A 16862-nucleotide genomic window follows, 5' to 3' on the forward strand; every position below is an offset into this window, starting at 1 on the left:
TCTATACTAAAGGTTGAAGTGGCGCAGTATGTTGCCATCTTTGCTAAAATAGTAAACTACAACTCTTTCTTCGTTCTCTAACTTAAACCTAACTATCATAGAGTATTCTTTCAGAGTTTCGTCGAATTTAAGCCTTTCCGGCCGGATATCATCTATTTTGCCATAACGTTCCTCCAGGTCTCTTTTTATCTTGTCAACTGCTTGATCTGTTTCCATATTTCCCTATGGCTTATGAATAAAAATCTTTTTCGTCATATGTTGAATAAATACAACGTATATTATTACGAAATTTGACATAAATATTGTGTGTCACGCAAAACAATTTATAAAAAAAAGAGATAACAAGGCAAATGCTCACGATCATCGAGATTGTTATCAGGTTTCTATCTATACTCATTGGCGCATTCATAGCCGGATTAATAGGCTCCCTTACCGGACTGGGAGGCGGAACCGTACTGGTACCAGTACTGACGCTCTTCTATGGAGTCCCAATAATATACGCTACAGGCGCGAGTCTTATTTCGACTATAGCGACTTCAGCCGGATCAGCGAGCGCCTATGCGAAGGAAAAGATAGCCAATATCAGGTTAGGCGTTGGCTTAGAGGTAGCAACTACTACTGGTGCAATAGTTGGTTCGCTTACTGCAGTCTATATTTACGATCATCATCTCTCTTGGTTGGTATACGTAATATTTGGTATGGTACTACTGGGTTCATTAATACCAACAATACAAAGAGGAAAATATGAGATACCTAAGATCTTGAAGCCTGACTGGACAACAAGAATATTTCAGCTTTCTGGATCGTACTATGATGCAAAGCTTCACAAGAATGTTGAATACTCCGGAGTAAGGTGGTGGCTTGGCGAAATAATAATGTTCTTTGCCGGGCTTATATCAGGGCTCCTTGGCATAGGAAGCGGGGCCCTCAAAGTGCTAGGAATGGACTGGGCTATAAACTTGCCTATGAAAGTAACTACCACGTCGAGCAACTTCATGATAGGAATAACAGCGGCAACAGGAAGTTCTATATACTGGTATGCCGGATACATACAACCTTTTATAGCAGCTGCCACTGCCATAGGTGTTCTGATCGGTGCTTTTCTTGGTGCGAAAATACTTGTGAGGATAACTAACAGAAGTATTAGGTGGATCTTCTTTGCCATTCTTATGTTTCTAGGAATACAGATGGTTCTCAAGGGCCTTTACATAATAAACGTAATAACAATATCTCCGTACATACAGTTCGCGATATCAACAATAATATCAATTATCTCGATAATAATCCTTTTCCAAGTTATGAAAAAAATAGAGGCAAGGGGTGATGTTTCTTGAAATTTGATAGAGATCTAACAATAAGTTACGCCTTGAGAATTGGCGTTTCCATAAGCATGTTCTTCATTATCGTCGGGGTTATACTTTTATTCGTCAAAAACGGAGGTTCAGGATATACTCTTGCACAAATAGCTAGTTACCATTCGCAGATGAATTCTAAGTTCATATACTTAGGGCTCATACCCAAGGGTCTACTCGATCTAGATGGGATATTTTTTATAGCTACAGGCCTATGGGTACTAGTATTTACACCCATAACCAGTGTCGTTATCGCTCTGGTATCCTTTTACCTGACAAGGAATAAGCTCTACATTGCATTGAGCATTATAGTCCTCTTCAACCTGTTCTTTGCTATGCTTGTGATCCCGCATATTTGAGGATTTGTGCTAAAGAAGGTTTATTAGTGAAATAATAATGATGAAAGGTGTGATCCAATGCTCAGTTTTGAAAGAGTCAGGATCCGGAAAGCAGACCCTGTCAAGCGAGTGGGAACGTTCGAATTAGAGCCATTAGAAAACTACAATGATGGAGAAGCAATAGCTGAGGCCAGCAGATGCATAGGTTGTAATATGTGCTCTGCTGCATGTCCTGCTAGTCTAGATATTGGTGGTTACGTAAGAAGCACAGCCGCTGGAGATCCTGCACAAACGATCAGAATAATAATGGAAACACTTCCGTTTCCAGCAATAATTGGCAGAGTATGCACACATATGTGCGAGGATGTCTGCGTATTGTACGATGGAGGGGGGCCAATAGCCATAAGGCACCTGAAGAGGTACGCAGCTGACAAATTTGATGATTATGGCGAAATATTAAAACCCCAGAAGAGAAAGTTTATTGGAAAGCGTGTTGCTGTTGTTGGCGGTGGCCCGGCTGGGCTGACTGTTGCTTACTATCTCACCTTACAGGGCGTGAAAGTCACTGTTTTTGAAGAGAGGCCTGCTTTAGGCGGGTTTATGAAAACTGGCATACCAAGGTACAGACTTCCGCAGAATGTTCTTGACAAGGAGATAGGGTATATATTATCCAGAGGTGTTCAAGTCAAGCTCAACACTGCTGTTGGACGAGATGTCAAATTCGAAGACTTAATGAAGGAATATGATGCTATTTTCCTGGGTGTTGGAAACCACAAACCACGCATGACCGGCACTCCTGGAAGCGATGCACCTAATGTAATGCACGCTACGGAATTTTTAGAGAGAGTAAGTTTTGGTGAAAAGATAAACGTCGGAGAAACCGTAGCAGTAATAGGTGGTGGTTTCACAGCCAACGACTCTGCTAGGACTTCCTTAAGACTGGGAGCGAAGCACGTATATATAATGTATCGGAGAAGGGACGTGGATAGGCCTGGATATCCAAGTATGAATGCAGACGAGGAGATGGAAGAGGCGGAAGAGGAAAATGTAGAGTATGTATGGGAAGTGACGCCTTTCGAATATGTAAAGGAAAATGGGAGAGTTGTGGCTATGAAATACTGGAAAAACGAAATGGTGTCACAGGGAAAAGGAAGGGCAAAGCCTGTACCAATAAAAGATAAATTCTATACTATAAAAGTCGATATGGTAATTGAGGCTACTGGCCAGGAAACAGATTATTCGTTCCTAGGCAGCTATGTAGAAAAGCTCAGACTTAACGATAGGGGGGAGCCCATAGTTGATCAATACGGAATGACGTCAATACCGGGTGTATTTACCGGAGGGGATTCTACCAACCCTAACAGGGATCTCATAAGTGCGGTTAGGGATGGGGATATAGCAGTTCAGGGTATTTTAAGATACCTCAATGTTATGGATCAGGTATCCTACGATGATCTGCCGCTTTTAGATAGGTTTAAGCCATATTCATATACAGCAGCAGCGGAGGCTTACGCGTCTCGTGGGCTTGAGTAAGCAAGCCACTAAGATCCAACCATTTTTACTGCCGCTGCAGTGTATCCTATTTATTAACCGATGGATTCCAAGAGGGCGGTATTTTACACCTAAATAAAAACTTTTATTGAATATTAACAGCAGATAAAAATAGATGATAATTTTTTAATGTAATAAACACTATAAAATAAATTGATGGCATCTTTTCGCAAATAATTTATATTTTAAGGGTAAATTTGATAGATGTGAAGAGCATAATTTTGATAGTTCTAGACGGATTAGGAGACAGGCCAGGAGAAATTTTAGGCTATAGAACACCACTCCAAGCGGCATATCACCCGAATATGAACAGAATGGCTTCTTTAGGGATGACTGGTTTAATGCATCCAATCTCTCCAGGTATAAGAAGCGGATCAGATACCTCGCACATGTCATTGTTGGGTTACGATCCAAGGGTATACTATCAGGGAAGAGGGCCATTCGAAGCACTTGGGCTGCATATGGATATGAAACCGGGAGATCTGGCATTCCGCGCTAACTTCGCTACGAATAGGGACGGAAAAATAATAGACCGCAGGGCTGGGAGAATTAACGCCGGAAATGACCAATTAGCCAGTGCCATAAGCATAGATATAGGTAACTATAAGTTTAGGGTAAAGAGTGGTGTAGAACATCGTGCTGCACTTGTAGTATCGGGACCTAACTTGTCCGACAAGATCTCAGATTCCGATCCACACTCAGAGGGCAAACCGCCGGAACCTATTCGGCCGCTTGATCCTTCTGCCGACAGTACTGCTAAGATCATGAACGAATACTTAAAAAGAATCAGGGAAATATTAAGGGATCATCCAGTTAACGTAGAAAGAGAGAAGAATGGCCAGATCCCAGGAAATGAGTTGCTTATAAGAAGTGCTGGCAAGGTTCCTGACATTCCATCGTTCCAGGAAAAGAACGGCATCACTGGCGCATGTGTAGTTGGCAGCCCGTGGTTAAAGGGACTTTGCAGACTTTTGGGCATGGCCGTCATTGATGTTCCTGGAGCCGCGGGGACAATAAATTCGAATTACACAGGGAAGATTAAGACTGCTATAGATGCATCCAAAAGATACGATTTTGTTCTTGTAAACATAAAAGCTACCGACGTTGCCGGACATGACGGGGACTATGAGTTAAAGAGAAGGGTTATAGAAGACATAGACATAGCCATGGAACCTCTACTTGGCCAATCGGATAGAATAGTAGTGGCGATAACCGGTGACCATAGCACACCATGCTCCGTAAAAGATCATTCAGGTGATCCTGTACCCATAGTCTTTTACACCGACGGCATCTATTCGGACGATGTAAAGCTCTTTGACGAGGTAAGCGCCATGAAGGGGGCTCTTAGGATAACGACACAGGATGTGCTGAATATCCTTATGGAGATGGCCGGAAGAGCAGAAAAATTTGGATCGTAATTCACCGTTTAATCAACAAATGAGATATTTATTTTTTAATATATATTTAAATTTCAGGCGATCGATAAGTGTAAATACTTTTTCTTATATTGTCTGACGATGGCATACTCCACTGCAGATGAAGGGAAAGCAAAATCCGAGATCAAGGCTAATACAAATCCATACTCTCAAGAAGCAGGTGTTTTATATACCTTGCTTTTTTCGGTTCTTCTATGGTGGATGCCAGTGATTGGCCCTGCGTTAGCGGGTTATCTAGGTGGCAGAAAGTCTGGCAGCATAAGGGCCGGCCTTATATCTTCTCTAACGGTTTCAGGTCTCTTCGTTATAGTTTCGATTTCGCTTCTACCCTACAAGGATAGTATTCTGGGGAAAGTAGGTCAGTACATTTCCTATGGTGTTTTGCCCATATCCGGCTCAAATTTGGTCTCTGTCTCTAATTTAGCCACTTATCTTTACTCTTCGGTAGGTTTTGCTTACACCTTTTTTCTGCTTGTTCCTTCTTCGTTGATGATAGTCGTGATTTTCTCCATACTTGGAGGCTTCGTATCCAACCTGCGAAGATCTGAGACCGGAAGTGAGGAAAAGTTGGAACCTGTAGAAGAAGATGAAGATGTAGAAGACAATAAGTACGATTATCTATAAAAGATAAAAAATATTATTCAACTGATCTGAGTCTTGTCCCCAACGTTTCGGGCCCAATCCATTGGCCAATGAATATTATGATTGCCCCAATCATCAACAGCACTGCTGTCGAAAACCAAATGTTAGTAGATGTATCTATCGATTTGAAGAGATAGTTATGCATCAAAGGAACATATATACTAAACCAGCCGCCAATGAAGATGCCTGATGAGTAGCCGAACCCCACTCCTGAGGCCCTAACAGCAGTTTTAAACCTCTCAGACAGGTAAACAGGAACAATACCCCATGGACCTTGTGTAACTATTCCTATTATTATTGACATTAACACTGCCAATGGTACGTTTCCAAGCTCTGCTGCTCTCATAAGGCCGTAATACATTGGTACTGATATTATTATAGTCATTATTGCCCAGATAAGAGTTAGCTTTCTCCTGCCAACTTTCTGGCTGGCTATTCCAAATCCAAAAGCGCCGAAGAATGCCCCGGCAGTACCTATCGTATACACCGTAGTTGCCAGCCCTAAATTTGAAGACCAGGCAGACGGTGCATGTTCAAGTATCGTTGGAACATAGGCAAAGAGTGCGTATGCATAAAAGAACATACCAGTCATCCAGATCATGACCTGCAAGAAATCCTTTCGAACAGGTTTCTTGAACAAATCGATAAATGGAGACCTCCTAATCTTATTCTTTTCCTTTAATTCAGTAAATATTGGGGTATCCTTCATGGAAAGCCTTATGGCTAATGCAATAGCTGCTGGAATCAAAGTTGTAAGGAAGAGGTATCTCCAAGCATAACTAACAAGGCCGGTTTCACCGTATATGTGAGTAAACACAGCAACTGTAGCTGCTGCCGCAAGAGCACCGAATGAGAAGCCGCCTTGGACGAGGCCACTTATCAGCCCACGCCACCTAAACGGGGTCCATTCCATAACAAATGGATGGCCGGCAGAGTACTCGCCGCCTGCGAATATGCCAACAAATATACGGATAATTATGAAGAGGACGAACGACAGTATGCCAACGCTTGCATACGTCGGAAGTGCAGATGTAAGGGCACTTACGATCCCAAGCCCTAGGACAGTTATTATGAGATCTGTCCTTCTACCAAGCCTATCGCCTATATGCCCAAATATCGCGGATCCAACAGGCCTAAAAATTATGGTAAGAGAATACGCAAGTATCACCGAAAAAACTGCAATGAGAGGCGAAGACGGAGGCAAAAGCACGGCAGCTACAACAGGTGCAATGGACAGTATCATTGTTAGATCAAAGGAATCAAGCAAGAATCCAAGAAACTGGGATCCTGTGGCCTTTGCAGAATCTCTTCCAAATCTTTCAAGGGCTTTAAACCCTTCAATATTTGTAGTATCAGCCATTGCTACGTCAACTCGTAGCAATATTAATATTTTTCTACATTTATCTAATTAATTATTCTACACATTTATTTTTGATAAGCTATTATTGTTTTGCTGTCAATTAAATTAGAAATTTCTTCCGACCTAAAGCCAAATTCCTTTAGCACATCTATAGTATGCTGCCCCAATACAGGCGGGGCGGAAAATATCTGCCCAGGAGTCCTGCTCATCTTAAGAGGGGAGTTTATAAGCTTTACCTTGCCATAAATGTCGCTAAACACACCGACTACCATGTCCCTATAATTGACCTGATCACTCTTCAACGCTTCTGATACAGTGTTTACCGGTGAACAAGGTACACCATATTTTGTGAGTTTGCTGTATGCTTGTGAAGTCGACAGCCTTGTTAGATATTGCTCTATTACAGGAACAAGTTCGTACCTGTTTTTTACCCTCAACTCGTTTGTCATAAACCTAGGATCCTGCTTCAGTTCTGGCATTTCAATTGCATCACATAGATTTTCCCATATTTTTTGGCTTCCAGCAGTTATTACAATGTATCCATCCTTTGTTCGGAAGGCCTGATAGGGGGCTATGCTGGAGTGCGCCGATCCGAGCTTAACAGGGTCTTTGCCCGTTGCAAAAAAGTACGTAGCCTGATGCGTAAGAATACCTACTGCTGAATCTATCATTGCTGTATCTATGTACTGGCCTTCTCCAGTTTTATCCCGAAAGCGTAATGCGGATATTATAGATATTGCTGCAAACATACCAGTAACTATATCAACTATAGGCACTCCAAATTTTACAGGCCCACCATTAGGTTCCCCAGTTATACTCATAAGCCCGCTAAACGCCATAACACTTAAATCGAATCCGGATAACCCCATGTAAGGACCGGTGCTCCCGTAACCAGAGATGCTGCAGTAGATAACATTCTGGTTGACCCTCTTTGCATCTTCGTAAGATATACCGAGCTTTTCAGCTACCCCTGGCCTAAAATTTTCAACTACTATGTCAGATCCTTCAATTAGCCTTAGCGCTATATCTCTCCCTTCACTCTTTTTAAGGTCTACAACTATGCTCTTCTTATTTCTGTTTACACTTAAAAAATAAGCGCTCTGACCGTTCATCATTGGTGGTACCCAGCTTCTTGTTTCATCACCTTCTGGGCTTTCGACCTTTATCACTTCTGCTCCAAGATCTCCTAAGATCATTGTTGCGAATGGACCTGACATTGCCCTAGTAAAATCGATGATCTTTATGCCAGACAATGGCTTATCCATAAACCGTCATGTATATAATAATAAAGAAACTTATGAGACTTATATACTTTAAAACTTTTATTGAAGCGTTTCCTCTATTTTCTTTAGTATACGCCGAAACTCGTCTAATTCGCTATCGGTTAGAGAACTTAATGATCTTTTCAAGAAATCAAGGTATACCTTTTGGCTCTCATTTAGAACTTCTATGCCCTTTTCAGTTATATGAACATTTACTACCCTTCTGTCCTCTCCGCTTCTTGACCTAACTATAAGCCCCTGACTTTCCATCTCATCAAGTGTCCCCGTTATCCACGCAGGTGTAACGTCAGTTAATTCTGCAAGCTTATTCACAGTAGATTCGTCTTCGGAGAGGAGGTACAGTATTCTTACTTCTATCGGCTTCGCTGAGATGTGTGATAGCGATTCACCCATTTTTTTCTTGCTTAGGTTGAATACCCTGATGAACATGTGCCAGATATCCATGAGATTGGTGCATTTTTCTTCGATCATTTCTTTCCATCCCTTCCAGCGTTGACTTTAACTTCAGGACCTACGCTTGACACCGTAATAGACTTTCCGATCTCTTGAACCTGCGCCTCTTTATTTATGTTTTCGTCATAAATAAACCTCTTTCCACGTAACGCCGAAAGAACAGCTGCTATAATGAGTATCCCGGCCCCTGCATAAAATGAATCATGAAGTGCCTTCATGAAAGCAGGTGCCAGAGCAAGCGGGAACCAGTGGGTTCCTTCAAGGATCGATAGTGATGATGGGCTTATTAGAGAAACAAAGCTTGACGGCAGAAGGGACAGTATAGTCCCCATTGGGTTGTATCCAAGAAATGCCGAGAATAACGCCGAAGTTGCTGGGATCTTATCAAATACAGGTATTAGTACAGATGCACCTGCAGATGCTAATGCTGTATTGAATGAGGATGAGAGATAACTAGACAGCGTTATAAGCACTATGGAAAAGAATATACCCATACTCGCAGTCTGGCCTGTGTTTTGAAGGGTGGCTCTCATTCCTGAACCTGTTCCTCTGTAATGAGCTGGCAGTGAGTTCATGACGGCAGTTATGTTCGGTGCTCCGAACATGCCCATGCCAGCACCCATCAAGAATAAAGTGGCTGCGAAAGGTGGATAGCTGAAGTTATATGGGAATAAAGTTAGGAGTATGAAAGCAACTGCACCTATGATCATACCGACAGTCGTTAGGAGTCTGGCTCCTATCTTATCAGATAGGGCTCCGCTTATTGGACCAAGTATGACAAAGCCGGCCATCATTGGTATGGTGTATATACCTGCCCAAAATGGAACGGAGGTGTAGGAATAACCATGAAGAGGCAACCAGATTCCCTGGAGCAGTATAATGACCATAAACATTACTCCGCCCATACCCATCGACTGGAAGAATCCTGCAAAGTTTCCAAATGTGAAACCTCTGTACTTGAAAAGATGCATGTCAAACATAGGCTGGTCAACATGCAGTTCTATGAATGGGAAGGCTACCAGCATTCCGATTCCGATGATCATAGCGGTGAGAACCCATGGGTTTGTCCATCCCATGCTGGATGAACCATAGGGCATTAAACCATATGTTATAGCTATAAGGACTAGCGTAAGGCCACCAGCAAAAGTCAAGTTGCCTGGTACGTCTATCTTTTCGTCCTTTCTCCTTATAGACTGATCTTTGAGCTTTAGATACGACCATGCGGTACCAAGCACACCAACTGGAACACTCACAAGAAAAACATACCTCCAATTTATCGTGGCGAGTATCCCTCCTATTATGAGACCTATCAATGATCCTGCCAACCCTGCTATCTGGTTTATGCCCATGGCCTTCCCCCTCTCACCAGCGGGGAAAGCATCGGTAATTATAGCGGCTGAATTAGCAAAGAGGAAGGAACCTCCAACTGCTTGGATCATCCTGAAAAATATTAATTCAGTTGCAGCTGTTGTCCCCTTGCCAGGCGTTAAGAAAAGCAGTATAGATCCGACGGTAAATATAAGAAAGCCAAAGTTGAATAGCCTTACCCTCCCAAATATATCTGATAGCCTCCCAACAGTTACAAGAAGCACAGCTGTAACTACCATATATCCCATCAATATCCAAAGGAGGTACTGGAACGATGATGGGAGGAAGGGATTTAGGTCGATGCCTCTGAATATCGCAGGAAGAGAAATCATTAGTATCGTAGCGTTTATCGATGCCATAAGCACGCCTATGGTAGTATTCGAAAGCGCTATCCACTTATACTGAACCATGGTTGGTGAATGTTATACATGTATAAATAGATAACTAATAAATTATTTATTAATTAATTACTAAAAAACGTTTTATACTTAAATGAAATCCCCTTTCATGCTTTCAAGAAATGCAACGGTAGCAATCAGCGTTATAGTTCTTATAGTTTTTGCCGGTGTCGCCTACGAAGTTATACACAATTCTTCATCTACTTCAGAAACGCTAAAAATATCAGGTAACATAAAGGTTAAACCTGATCTCAAGCCTTCTCTTACAAAAACCGTAAATAATACAACTTATCCAATATATTTAGTATCGCAAAATACTAACTATATATATCTCAATTTTACGTTAAACTCAACATCCAATACAGTATACGTTTATGACATATCGCCATTAAACTCTAGTACTTACTCATGGACTAATCTGACGTTCTTTAACGGTACTGGAAATTATGTGGAGTTGGCAAATGTTTCTTCGGTGCCTATCAACTACAGCCTCAAACTATATATTAACAAGGAAGCAATACCTATGATGAAACCGGATATCCCGTACGATGTCGTTATTCTATTTATATCGGATCAGGGTGTATCGACCTATCTACCTCTTATATTTATGACTTTGCAATAGAAATGCAAAAGTGCATATGACAAAAAAGTTATATATTCCTAGCTATTCGATTATATATGCCTGAGAGAGCCGTTGAAATGGTGAGGCGTGAAGGGGATAGATACTTTGTCAGACTAAGTGTTGAAACAGCGGTATACACTTCACTGGAAGGCAAGCCTGATGAATTCCTCTTGTTAACAATTGTAGGATCCTATGACCCAAAGTTAAAGATGCTAAAACAAAAGATAAACGAAAAGGCTATATGTAGAACATCGACTTTCAAAGACAGCAGAGGTTTTGATCATCCGAGTGTCATAATACCTGCTGAAATAGTAAGGGAGTATAAGATTGAAGAAGGTGAATACCTGGAACTTCTCATAGAACACATAGTGAAGGAAGATAAAATAGCTGCTATATATCCAAACCTTGAGGTTTTGCAGTCTTACCCATACTGGTGGAGAAAGATAACATAAGCTTATTTTTCTGTATTATAAAATAGTTTCTTACTAGATTTCATCTATTGCGCTATTGGTGGTGTTTATTCGATAGATATCAAATGAAACTCTGCCACTGTTTATAGCTTCCATTACTGCTTTTTCCCTCTCAGTGAGCTTAGATGCACCGCTCTTGACCTCTAAAAATACTATCGATGTTATGTTACCGTTATCCATCCCATCAAAGATTATAAGATCGATAGGGGTACCGATAAACCTCACATCTTTCGGATTATATTTGAATCCTGGAAAAAAAGGAGCTAGCTGTTCACTGACTCTCCCGACCACAACGTCTCTGCTCTTGCTTACAGATTCTCTACGCGCATCCTCTATTTTTTTATTTATCTCCTCCTTCTCTTTCATGGCTTCTTCTCGCGATGCCATTGCCTCGTTTATAAGTTCGTTTGCTTTCTTCAGAGTCATTTCAACCTCATGCTGTTTTAAGAGCACCGATCTCTTAAGCGATACTATATAGAATATAAGCAAAACTATGACGAGAAAAAGAGCAGCCAAAACTAAGATAAGAAATGTAATAAGGTTCATGAAGACTATATTTTCAAGCTGTATTAAACGCATATGGTGCATAACGCTTTATATCAAGTATACTGATCAAAGGGCATATATCTATTGAAGTCATTATCACGCATGAGTGATCAATTTGTACAGGTAAAGTCCAAAAAAATTCATTACATCGAGGAAGGTAGCGGGATTCCGATAATAATGGTACATGGAGCGCGCTTTTCATCAGAAACTTGGGTAGAAGTAGGAACTGTTTCCGCTGTTTCATCTATTCCTATGAGAGTAATTTCAGTAGATCTTCCTGGATACGGCAGATCTGAAGGTGGTCAATGGAAGGACCTGCGGGATTTTATGAATGATTTCATAGATGTATTAGGGATACAGAAAACTGCGCTCTTAGGGGCTTCCCTTGGAGGAAACGTAGTAGCGTCTTTCGCCGTTTCCAAACCCGAAAGTGTACTGGCATTAATACTAGTTGGAGCTGTAGGCATAAGGGATCTTAATGCAGATCTATCTAAACTTGACGGAAAACCCACTCTACTTATATGGGGCAGCAAAGACACCGTTTCCGACAGAAGCAACTACGAAACATACATGAAGTATGTTAAGAGTTCACAGTTCATGAACATAGGAACAAATCATGCTTGCTATTTTGATGATAAAAATACCTTCAATAATGCGGTTGTTTCATTCTTAAAAAAATTGAGGGCATAACTTATTTGGTTTTCCTCATTTTCTCTAATATTTTTATTGCGTTGCTCATGGTGATTTCCTTGGAGGATATCATTTCATTGACAACACTGTCGACTTCCTCCGGCGATGCACCTGCCGATAATGCAAGGTTTCTAGCATGCAGTTCCATATGCCCACGCTGAATCCCCTCAGTGGCAAGGGCCCTAACTGCAGAGAAGTTTTGGGCCAAGCCTACCGCAGCCAGTACCCCTGCGAATTCAGTTGCGTTGCTAACGCCGAGGATCTTCCTGGCTATCCTTGCCTTGTCTATGCTGCCAGTGGTTCCACCTACTGTTCCTACTGCTATGGGGATTTCTATGGTTCCAACGAGATCTCCATTCGAGTTCTTCTCATACTTTGCCAATGGCCCATATCCTTCCAGCGCTGCATAGGAATGTGCGTTAGCTTCCGCAGCTCGCCAGTCATTCATTGTTGCTACTAACACTGCATCTATCCCATTCATTATACCTTTATTATTAGTAGAGGCCCTGTATATATCTACTACGGCCATCCTATAAGCCTCAACTATGTTATCGACCGCTTCCTTGCCTATAATGTCCTTACTGAAAACTGCCGATGCATAGGCCACCCTATACTTTGTAAGATTGCTAAGTATCCTTAAATTGACCCTACCGCCAGTTATTTTTTCTATTTCCGGTGCTACGTATTCACACATGCTGTTAACTACATTTGCACCCATGGCATCCCTAACATCAACGATTAGGTGTACGATCAGCATCCTGTGAGGCCTTTCGTATACGTTTACCTCTATATCTTTAGCCCCAGCTCCAAGCGAAGAGAGAGTTTTGCTCCTTGTATTAGCTAGTTCCAGTATCCTCGATTTATCCCTAAGTATATTCATCTTGGCAAGGTAAAGCGAATCTATGCCTAGAACCTGGATTTCTCCTATCATTACAGGTTCAGTGGCATAAGCGTTGAAACCTCCGCTCTTCCTTGCGACCTTCGCCGCATTGGAAGCTGCAGCAACAACGGATGGCTCTTCGATTGCCATAGGTATCAGGTAGTCCTTTCCATTTATCAAAAAATTTACCGCTATCCCCAATGGCATTTCAATAGTTGTTATCACGTTTTCTATGATCTTATCTGCCTTGTCAATAGCTAAGGATCCATTGGTTCTCAATATGCGAATATCATCATCGCTGAGTCTGCTGAACTCCTTCACGAAATTTAGACGCTCATCAACAGTCATCTTGTAAAATCCAGATACCTCAGATGAAACCATATTCGAATATAATGGTAAATTATAATAATTTTAACCTTTAACGTTACTGCGGACTAGACGACGGCATTCTCCTTATTATAGATCCGTTCTTGAGGGATTCGTACGCTATGTATGCCATAGGTATCAACATGACGATCATAGCTACCCTTATATTAACGATCTGCGCTATAAAACCAAAGGCGGGTGGCAGCAATAGCCCCAAAATGTTGAATATTATATTAAAGGTCGCGAATGCTATTGAAACCTCACTCTTTGATACAGAGGATGAAACGCTCATCGTTGCAATAGGGTATATAGAACCATGGGGAAACCCGAGTATAAACATTGAAAGAAGGAATAGGTAAATATTATCGCTAAATATTAACACAATAAATCCTAATACAGTAGTGACTAGCGATGCAAGCATGAGATCGTACTTATTTTTCGGCGGATAAAATGACATAGATAGCCTTGTGATCATCGATACCCCAAAGAATGTAGCAAGTGCGTAAAAGAAGATAGATGGGTTAATGCCGGAATAGTATTTTGCTATTATACTACCGTACGCTATTATTATTACGAATGGAAAAGAATAGGTAAGGTTTCCGAAGAAGCCGAAGTTGAAGCCTCTATTTTTAAATAATTTCGGTATAGTTTGAACGATCTTCTTTGTAGTGACTTTAGATCTGCCGCTATCTTCTTTTATTTTAAGACGTGATGCTATCACAAACATTAGAATGGCCGAAAGAAGAGGTACGGGAAAAAAGTACAGAAACAGTGAGCGGACTGATACTGACACGGATGATGTGAGATATCCCTGCAAAAAAGTTCCAACTATAAGGCTTATCGAGAGCGCAGACGTATAAAAGCCTAGGACGTTGTCCCGAACTTCGTCGTATGAGAGTGAAATCATAGTGAGCAAGAGCGGAGGTACAAGGCCCATGGATACACCGTCGAGGGCGGATATTGCTGAAACCTCCCACACATTTGATGCCATAAAGTAAAGTGGCATCGTAAAAGCCATCACAAGCAAGGAAATAGCTATGGCCTTGCCTATCATTCCGTTGTTTATCCGCCCATTTATGAAAAGATTGGCGAGCAATCCCGTAACAGCATAGAGAGCAACAGGGAGTGAAGTAAGAAACGTAGTTGTTAAAAGTGTGAACTTAGTCAAAACAGGAATCGAAGTCATTAGCATATTTGTCGTCATACGCATCGTAAACGTAACTGCCAGGATCAATATTATTGTAAGAACAGTTGATCTTGAGAATTTAGGCATAACTATTCACTTCGCCTTGATTTCTTTCTTAAAAATATACTTTTCTAATAAATATTTAATATTTAAAATATATCGAAGTTGGATTGAATATTTTTATTTTAGATGACCTAAATATGTAGGCAGCGTTTAGAAGATTTTACATATTCATAAACGGTAACCCTCTGATGTCTGATATTTCGACTACACTTGCCGGAATAAAACTCGTGAATCCTTTTATGGTAGCTTCCGGCATACTCGATGAAAATGGCTATACCATGAAAGAATTGCTGGAACGTGGGGCAGCAGCCGTTGTAACAAAATCCATTGGCATATCTGAGAGGGACGGGTATCCAACGCCTGTCATAGTAGAGTATGGTGATAGTCTAATAAATGCGGTTGGCCTATCAAATCCTGGCATTGAAAACTTTGGCGAAGAGATTAACATTGCGAAGGAGGCCAAAAGACCTATAATTGGAAGTGTATTTGCATATAATGCAGAAGAATTCACTAAACTTTCGGTGAAGATGGAGGAGTACGGCGTTGACGCAATAGAACTAAATTTGAGCTGCCCCCATGTAAAGGGGTTCGGCCTTGAGGTTGGTTCTGATCCAGATCTAGTTGAAGATATTGTTAACGAAATTAAATCAAAAGTAAAGGTGCCTGTATTTGCCAAACTTAGCCCTAATGTCTCCAACATAATTGAAATAGCAAAAGCTGCTGAAAAAGCGGATGCTTATGTGCTCATAAACACTGTAAAGGCAATGGCAATAGATATATACTCTCGCTCGCCAGTCCTATCGAACCTCTATGGTGGCCTCTCTGGACCAGCTATTAAGCCGGTAGGCATAAGATACGTCTATGAAGTTAAGAAAGAAACTGGCAAGGAAATTATAGGTGTCGGAGGAATATCAAACTACAAAGACGCAATAGAATATATTATGGCAGGGGCATCAGCTGTCCAAATAGGAACTGCCCTATACAAGTACGGAAAAGGTATTTTCCGTGAAATGGAGTGGCAGCTCCGCACCTTTATGGATGAAGAACGGTTTGAAAAAATAGAGGAAATGGTCGGGGTGGCGATCAAAAGATGATAAACCTAAAGATTGAAGAAAATGTTAAAGAATCACAAAACGTCAATACCCTCTATTTCAATTGGGATCAAGATATAAGGCCAGGACAATTTGCAATGATATGGATTCCAGGGTACGGTGAAATACCTATGTCTTTTTCTGGATTAGGGAGGAGAAAATCCATAACAGTAAAGGCTTATGGATCTGCATCCAGAAAGTTGACCGAATTGAAAGCTGGCGATGATCTATTCTTAAGAGGGCCTTACGGAAACGGCTTTGATGTGAGGGAAGGACGAAAACTACTTGTAGGTGGTGGATCAGGCATTGTATCTCTTTACCCTATAGCTGACCAGGAAACAGACGCCCTAATATCTGCTAAAACGCGAGACGAGCTCATATTCAAGGACAGGTTTCCGGAATCAAGGAGATTTATAGCAACTGACGATGGCTCTGATGGTTTCCATGGATTTGCCCATGAGCTGTTACAGCGAATAAACATCGACAGTTATGAAGCTATTTACGTATGCGGCCCAGAACAGATGATGTACAAGGTCCTTCAGGTATTAAAAGGGCGTAAAGTATTCGTACAGTTCTCGCTGGAAAGAACTATGAAGTGTGGCATCGGTATATGCGATTCTTGCTCTCTTGGAGGAAAACAGGTATGCAAAGAAGGCCCAGTATTTAATATTGAAGAGTTAATTGGCAACCCCGAGTTCGGAGTGTACAGAACTACATATTCCGGTAGGAGGATAAGGCTGAATGTGAAATGAAATTGTGATCTAAGG

General features: G+C 41.3%; 18 protein-coding genes. 10 read left to right on the forward strand and 8 right to left on the reverse strand.

What is annotated here, in order from left to right:
* Nucleotides 1-6: 6 nt before the first annotated feature.
* A complete protein-coding gene (locus tag TVG_RS06175) occupies nucleotides 7-216 on the reverse strand; it encodes a hypothetical protein (protein WP_010917412.1) in 210 nt (69 codons plus the stop codon).
* 134 nt (nucleotides 217-350) lie between these two features.
* Here TVG_RS06175 and TVG_RS06180 point away from each other — a divergent pair, with 134 nt between their 5' ends.
* The 5 genes from TVG_RS06180 (at nucleotide 351) to TVG_RS06200 (ending at nucleotide 5301) form a co-directional block, all read left to right on the forward strand.
* Nucleotides 351-1334 (forward strand): sulfite exporter TauE/SafE family protein, encoded by a 984-nt coding sequence (locus tag TVG_RS06180; protein ID WP_010917413.1) that lies wholly within the window; start codon nucleotides 351-353, stop codon nucleotides 1332-1334.
* Nucleotides 1331-1711 carry a DUF1634 domain-containing protein gene (locus TVG_RS06185; protein WP_010917414.1) on the forward strand — a complete coding sequence of 127 codons (381 nt, stop codon included), beginning with the start codon at nucleotides 1331-1333 and terminating at the stop codon, nucleotides 1709-1711. The genes TVG_RS06180 and TVG_RS06185 overlap by 4 nt, the downstream gene beginning before the upstream one ends.
* A gap of 57 nt (nucleotides 1712-1768) precedes the next feature.
* Nucleotides 1769-3223, forward strand: coding sequence for an NAD(P)-dependent oxidoreductase (locus TVG_RS06190; protein ID WP_010917415.1), 1455 nt, complete (start codon nucleotides 1769-1771; stop codon nucleotides 3221-3223).
* Nucleotides 3224-3438: 215 nt separating this feature from the next.
* The gene (locus TVG_RS06195; protein ID WP_010917416.1) at nucleotides 3439-4659 is read left to right on the forward strand and encodes a 2,3-bisphosphoglycerate-independent phosphoglycerate mutase; all 1221 of its coding nucleotides are present in this window, start codon (nucleotides 3439-3441) and stop codon (nucleotides 4657-4659) included.
* Between the two features lie 99 nt (nucleotides 4660-4758).
* Complete coding sequence (locus TVG_RS06200) at nucleotides 4759-5301, forward strand: hypothetical protein (RefSeq protein ID WP_010917417.1); 543 nt, start codon at nucleotides 4759-4761, stop codon at nucleotides 5299-5301.
* A 13-nt stretch (nucleotides 5302-5314) separates the two neighbouring features.
* Here the strand turns inward: TVG_RS06200 and TVG_RS06205 are convergent, their stop codons facing one another.
* From TVG_RS06205 to TVG_RS06220, 4 genes are all read right to left on the reverse strand, one after another.
* The gene (locus tag TVG_RS06205; protein WP_010917418.1) at nucleotides 5315-6679 is read right to left on the reverse strand and encodes an MFS transporter; all 1365 of its coding nucleotides are present in this window, start codon (nucleotides 6677-6679) and stop codon (nucleotides 5315-5317) included.
* A 65-nt stretch (nucleotides 6680-6744) separates the two neighbouring features.
* Nucleotides 6745-7944: a CaiB/BaiF CoA transferase family protein gene (locus tag TVG_RS06210; RefSeq protein ID WP_010917419.1), complete on the reverse strand. Its 1200-nt coding sequence runs from the start codon at nucleotides 7942-7944 to the stop codon at nucleotides 6745-6747.
* A gap of 57 nt (nucleotides 7945-8001) precedes the next feature.
* Nucleotides 8002-8433, reverse strand: coding sequence for a MarR family winged helix-turn-helix transcriptional regulator (locus TVG_RS06215; protein ID WP_010917420.1), 432 nt, complete (start codon nucleotides 8431-8433; stop codon nucleotides 8002-8004).
* On the reverse strand, nucleotides 8430-10193 hold the full coding sequence (locus tag TVG_RS06220; protein WP_010917421.1) for an MFS transporter: 1764 nt from the start codon (nucleotides 10191-10193) through the stop codon (nucleotides 8430-8432). The genes TVG_RS06215 and TVG_RS06220 overlap by 4 nt, the downstream gene beginning before the upstream one ends.
* Nucleotides 10194-10290: 97 nt before the next feature.
* On the opposite strand from TVG_RS06220, the gene TVG_RS06225 reads away from it, so the two are divergent.
* Both TVG_RS06225 and TVG_RS06230 read left to right on the forward strand, forming a co-directional pair.
* Nucleotides 10291-10803, forward strand: a complete 513-nt coding sequence (locus TVG_RS06225) for a hypothetical protein (protein WP_010917422.1) — start codon at nucleotides 10291-10293, stop codon at nucleotides 10801-10803.
* Nucleotides 10804-10859: 56 nt separating this feature from the next.
* A complete protein-coding gene (locus tag TVG_RS06230) occupies nucleotides 10860-11255 on the forward strand; it encodes a hypothetical protein (RefSeq protein WP_010917423.1) in 396 nt (131 codons plus the stop codon).
* A 33-nt stretch (nucleotides 11256-11288) separates the two neighbouring features.
* Here TVG_RS06230 and TVG_RS06235 read toward each other — a convergent pair whose 3' ends face one another.
* Nucleotides 11289-11819 (reverse strand): Holliday junction resolvase-like protein, encoded by a 531-nt coding sequence (locus tag TVG_RS06235; protein ID WP_010917424.1) that lies wholly within the window; start codon nucleotides 11817-11819, stop codon nucleotides 11289-11291.
* Between the two features lie 102 nt (nucleotides 11820-11921).
* On the opposite strand from TVG_RS06235, the gene TVG_RS06240 reads away from it, so the two are divergent.
* Nucleotides 11922-12509: an alpha/beta fold hydrolase gene (locus tag TVG_RS06240; RefSeq protein ID WP_010917425.1), complete on the forward strand. Its 588-nt coding sequence runs from the start codon at nucleotides 11922-11924 to the stop codon at nucleotides 12507-12509.
* Nucleotide 12510: 1 nt separating this feature from the next.
* Here TVG_RS06240 and TVG_RS06245 read toward each other — a convergent pair whose 3' ends face one another.
* Both TVG_RS06245 and TVG_RS06250 read right to left on the reverse strand, forming a co-directional pair.
* Nucleotides 12511-13770, reverse strand: a complete 1260-nt coding sequence (locus TVG_RS06245; RefSeq protein ID WP_010917426.1) for a hydroxymethylglutaryl-CoA reductase, degradative — start codon at nucleotides 13768-13770, stop codon at nucleotides 12511-12513.
* Nucleotides 13771-13813: 43 nt separating this feature from the next.
* Nucleotides 13814-15028, reverse strand: coding sequence for an MFS transporter (locus tag TVG_RS06250; protein WP_010917427.1), 1215 nt, complete (start codon nucleotides 15026-15028; stop codon nucleotides 13814-13816).
* 164 nt (nucleotides 15029-15192) lie between these two features.
* On the opposite strand from TVG_RS06250, the gene TVG_RS06255 reads away from it, so the two are divergent.
* Both TVG_RS06255 and TVG_RS06260 read left to right on the forward strand, forming a co-directional pair.
* Nucleotides 15193-16098 (forward strand): dihydroorotate dehydrogenase, encoded by a 906-nt coding sequence (locus tag TVG_RS06255; RefSeq protein ID WP_010917428.1) that lies wholly within the window; start codon nucleotides 15193-15195, stop codon nucleotides 16096-16098.
* Nucleotides 16095-16847, forward strand: coding sequence for a dihydroorotate dehydrogenase electron transfer subunit (locus tag TVG_RS06260; protein WP_010917429.1), 753 nt, complete (start codon nucleotides 16095-16097; stop codon nucleotides 16845-16847). Before TVG_RS06255 ends, TVG_RS06260 begins: the two co-directional genes overlap by 4 nt.
* Nucleotides 16848-16862 lie beyond the last annotated feature (15 nt).

This window comes from Thermoplasma volcanium GSS1 (genome assembly GCF_000011185.1).
Classification (GTDB): Archaea; Thermoplasmatota; Thermoplasmata; order Thermoplasmatales; family Thermoplasmataceae; genus Thermoplasma; species Thermoplasma volcanium.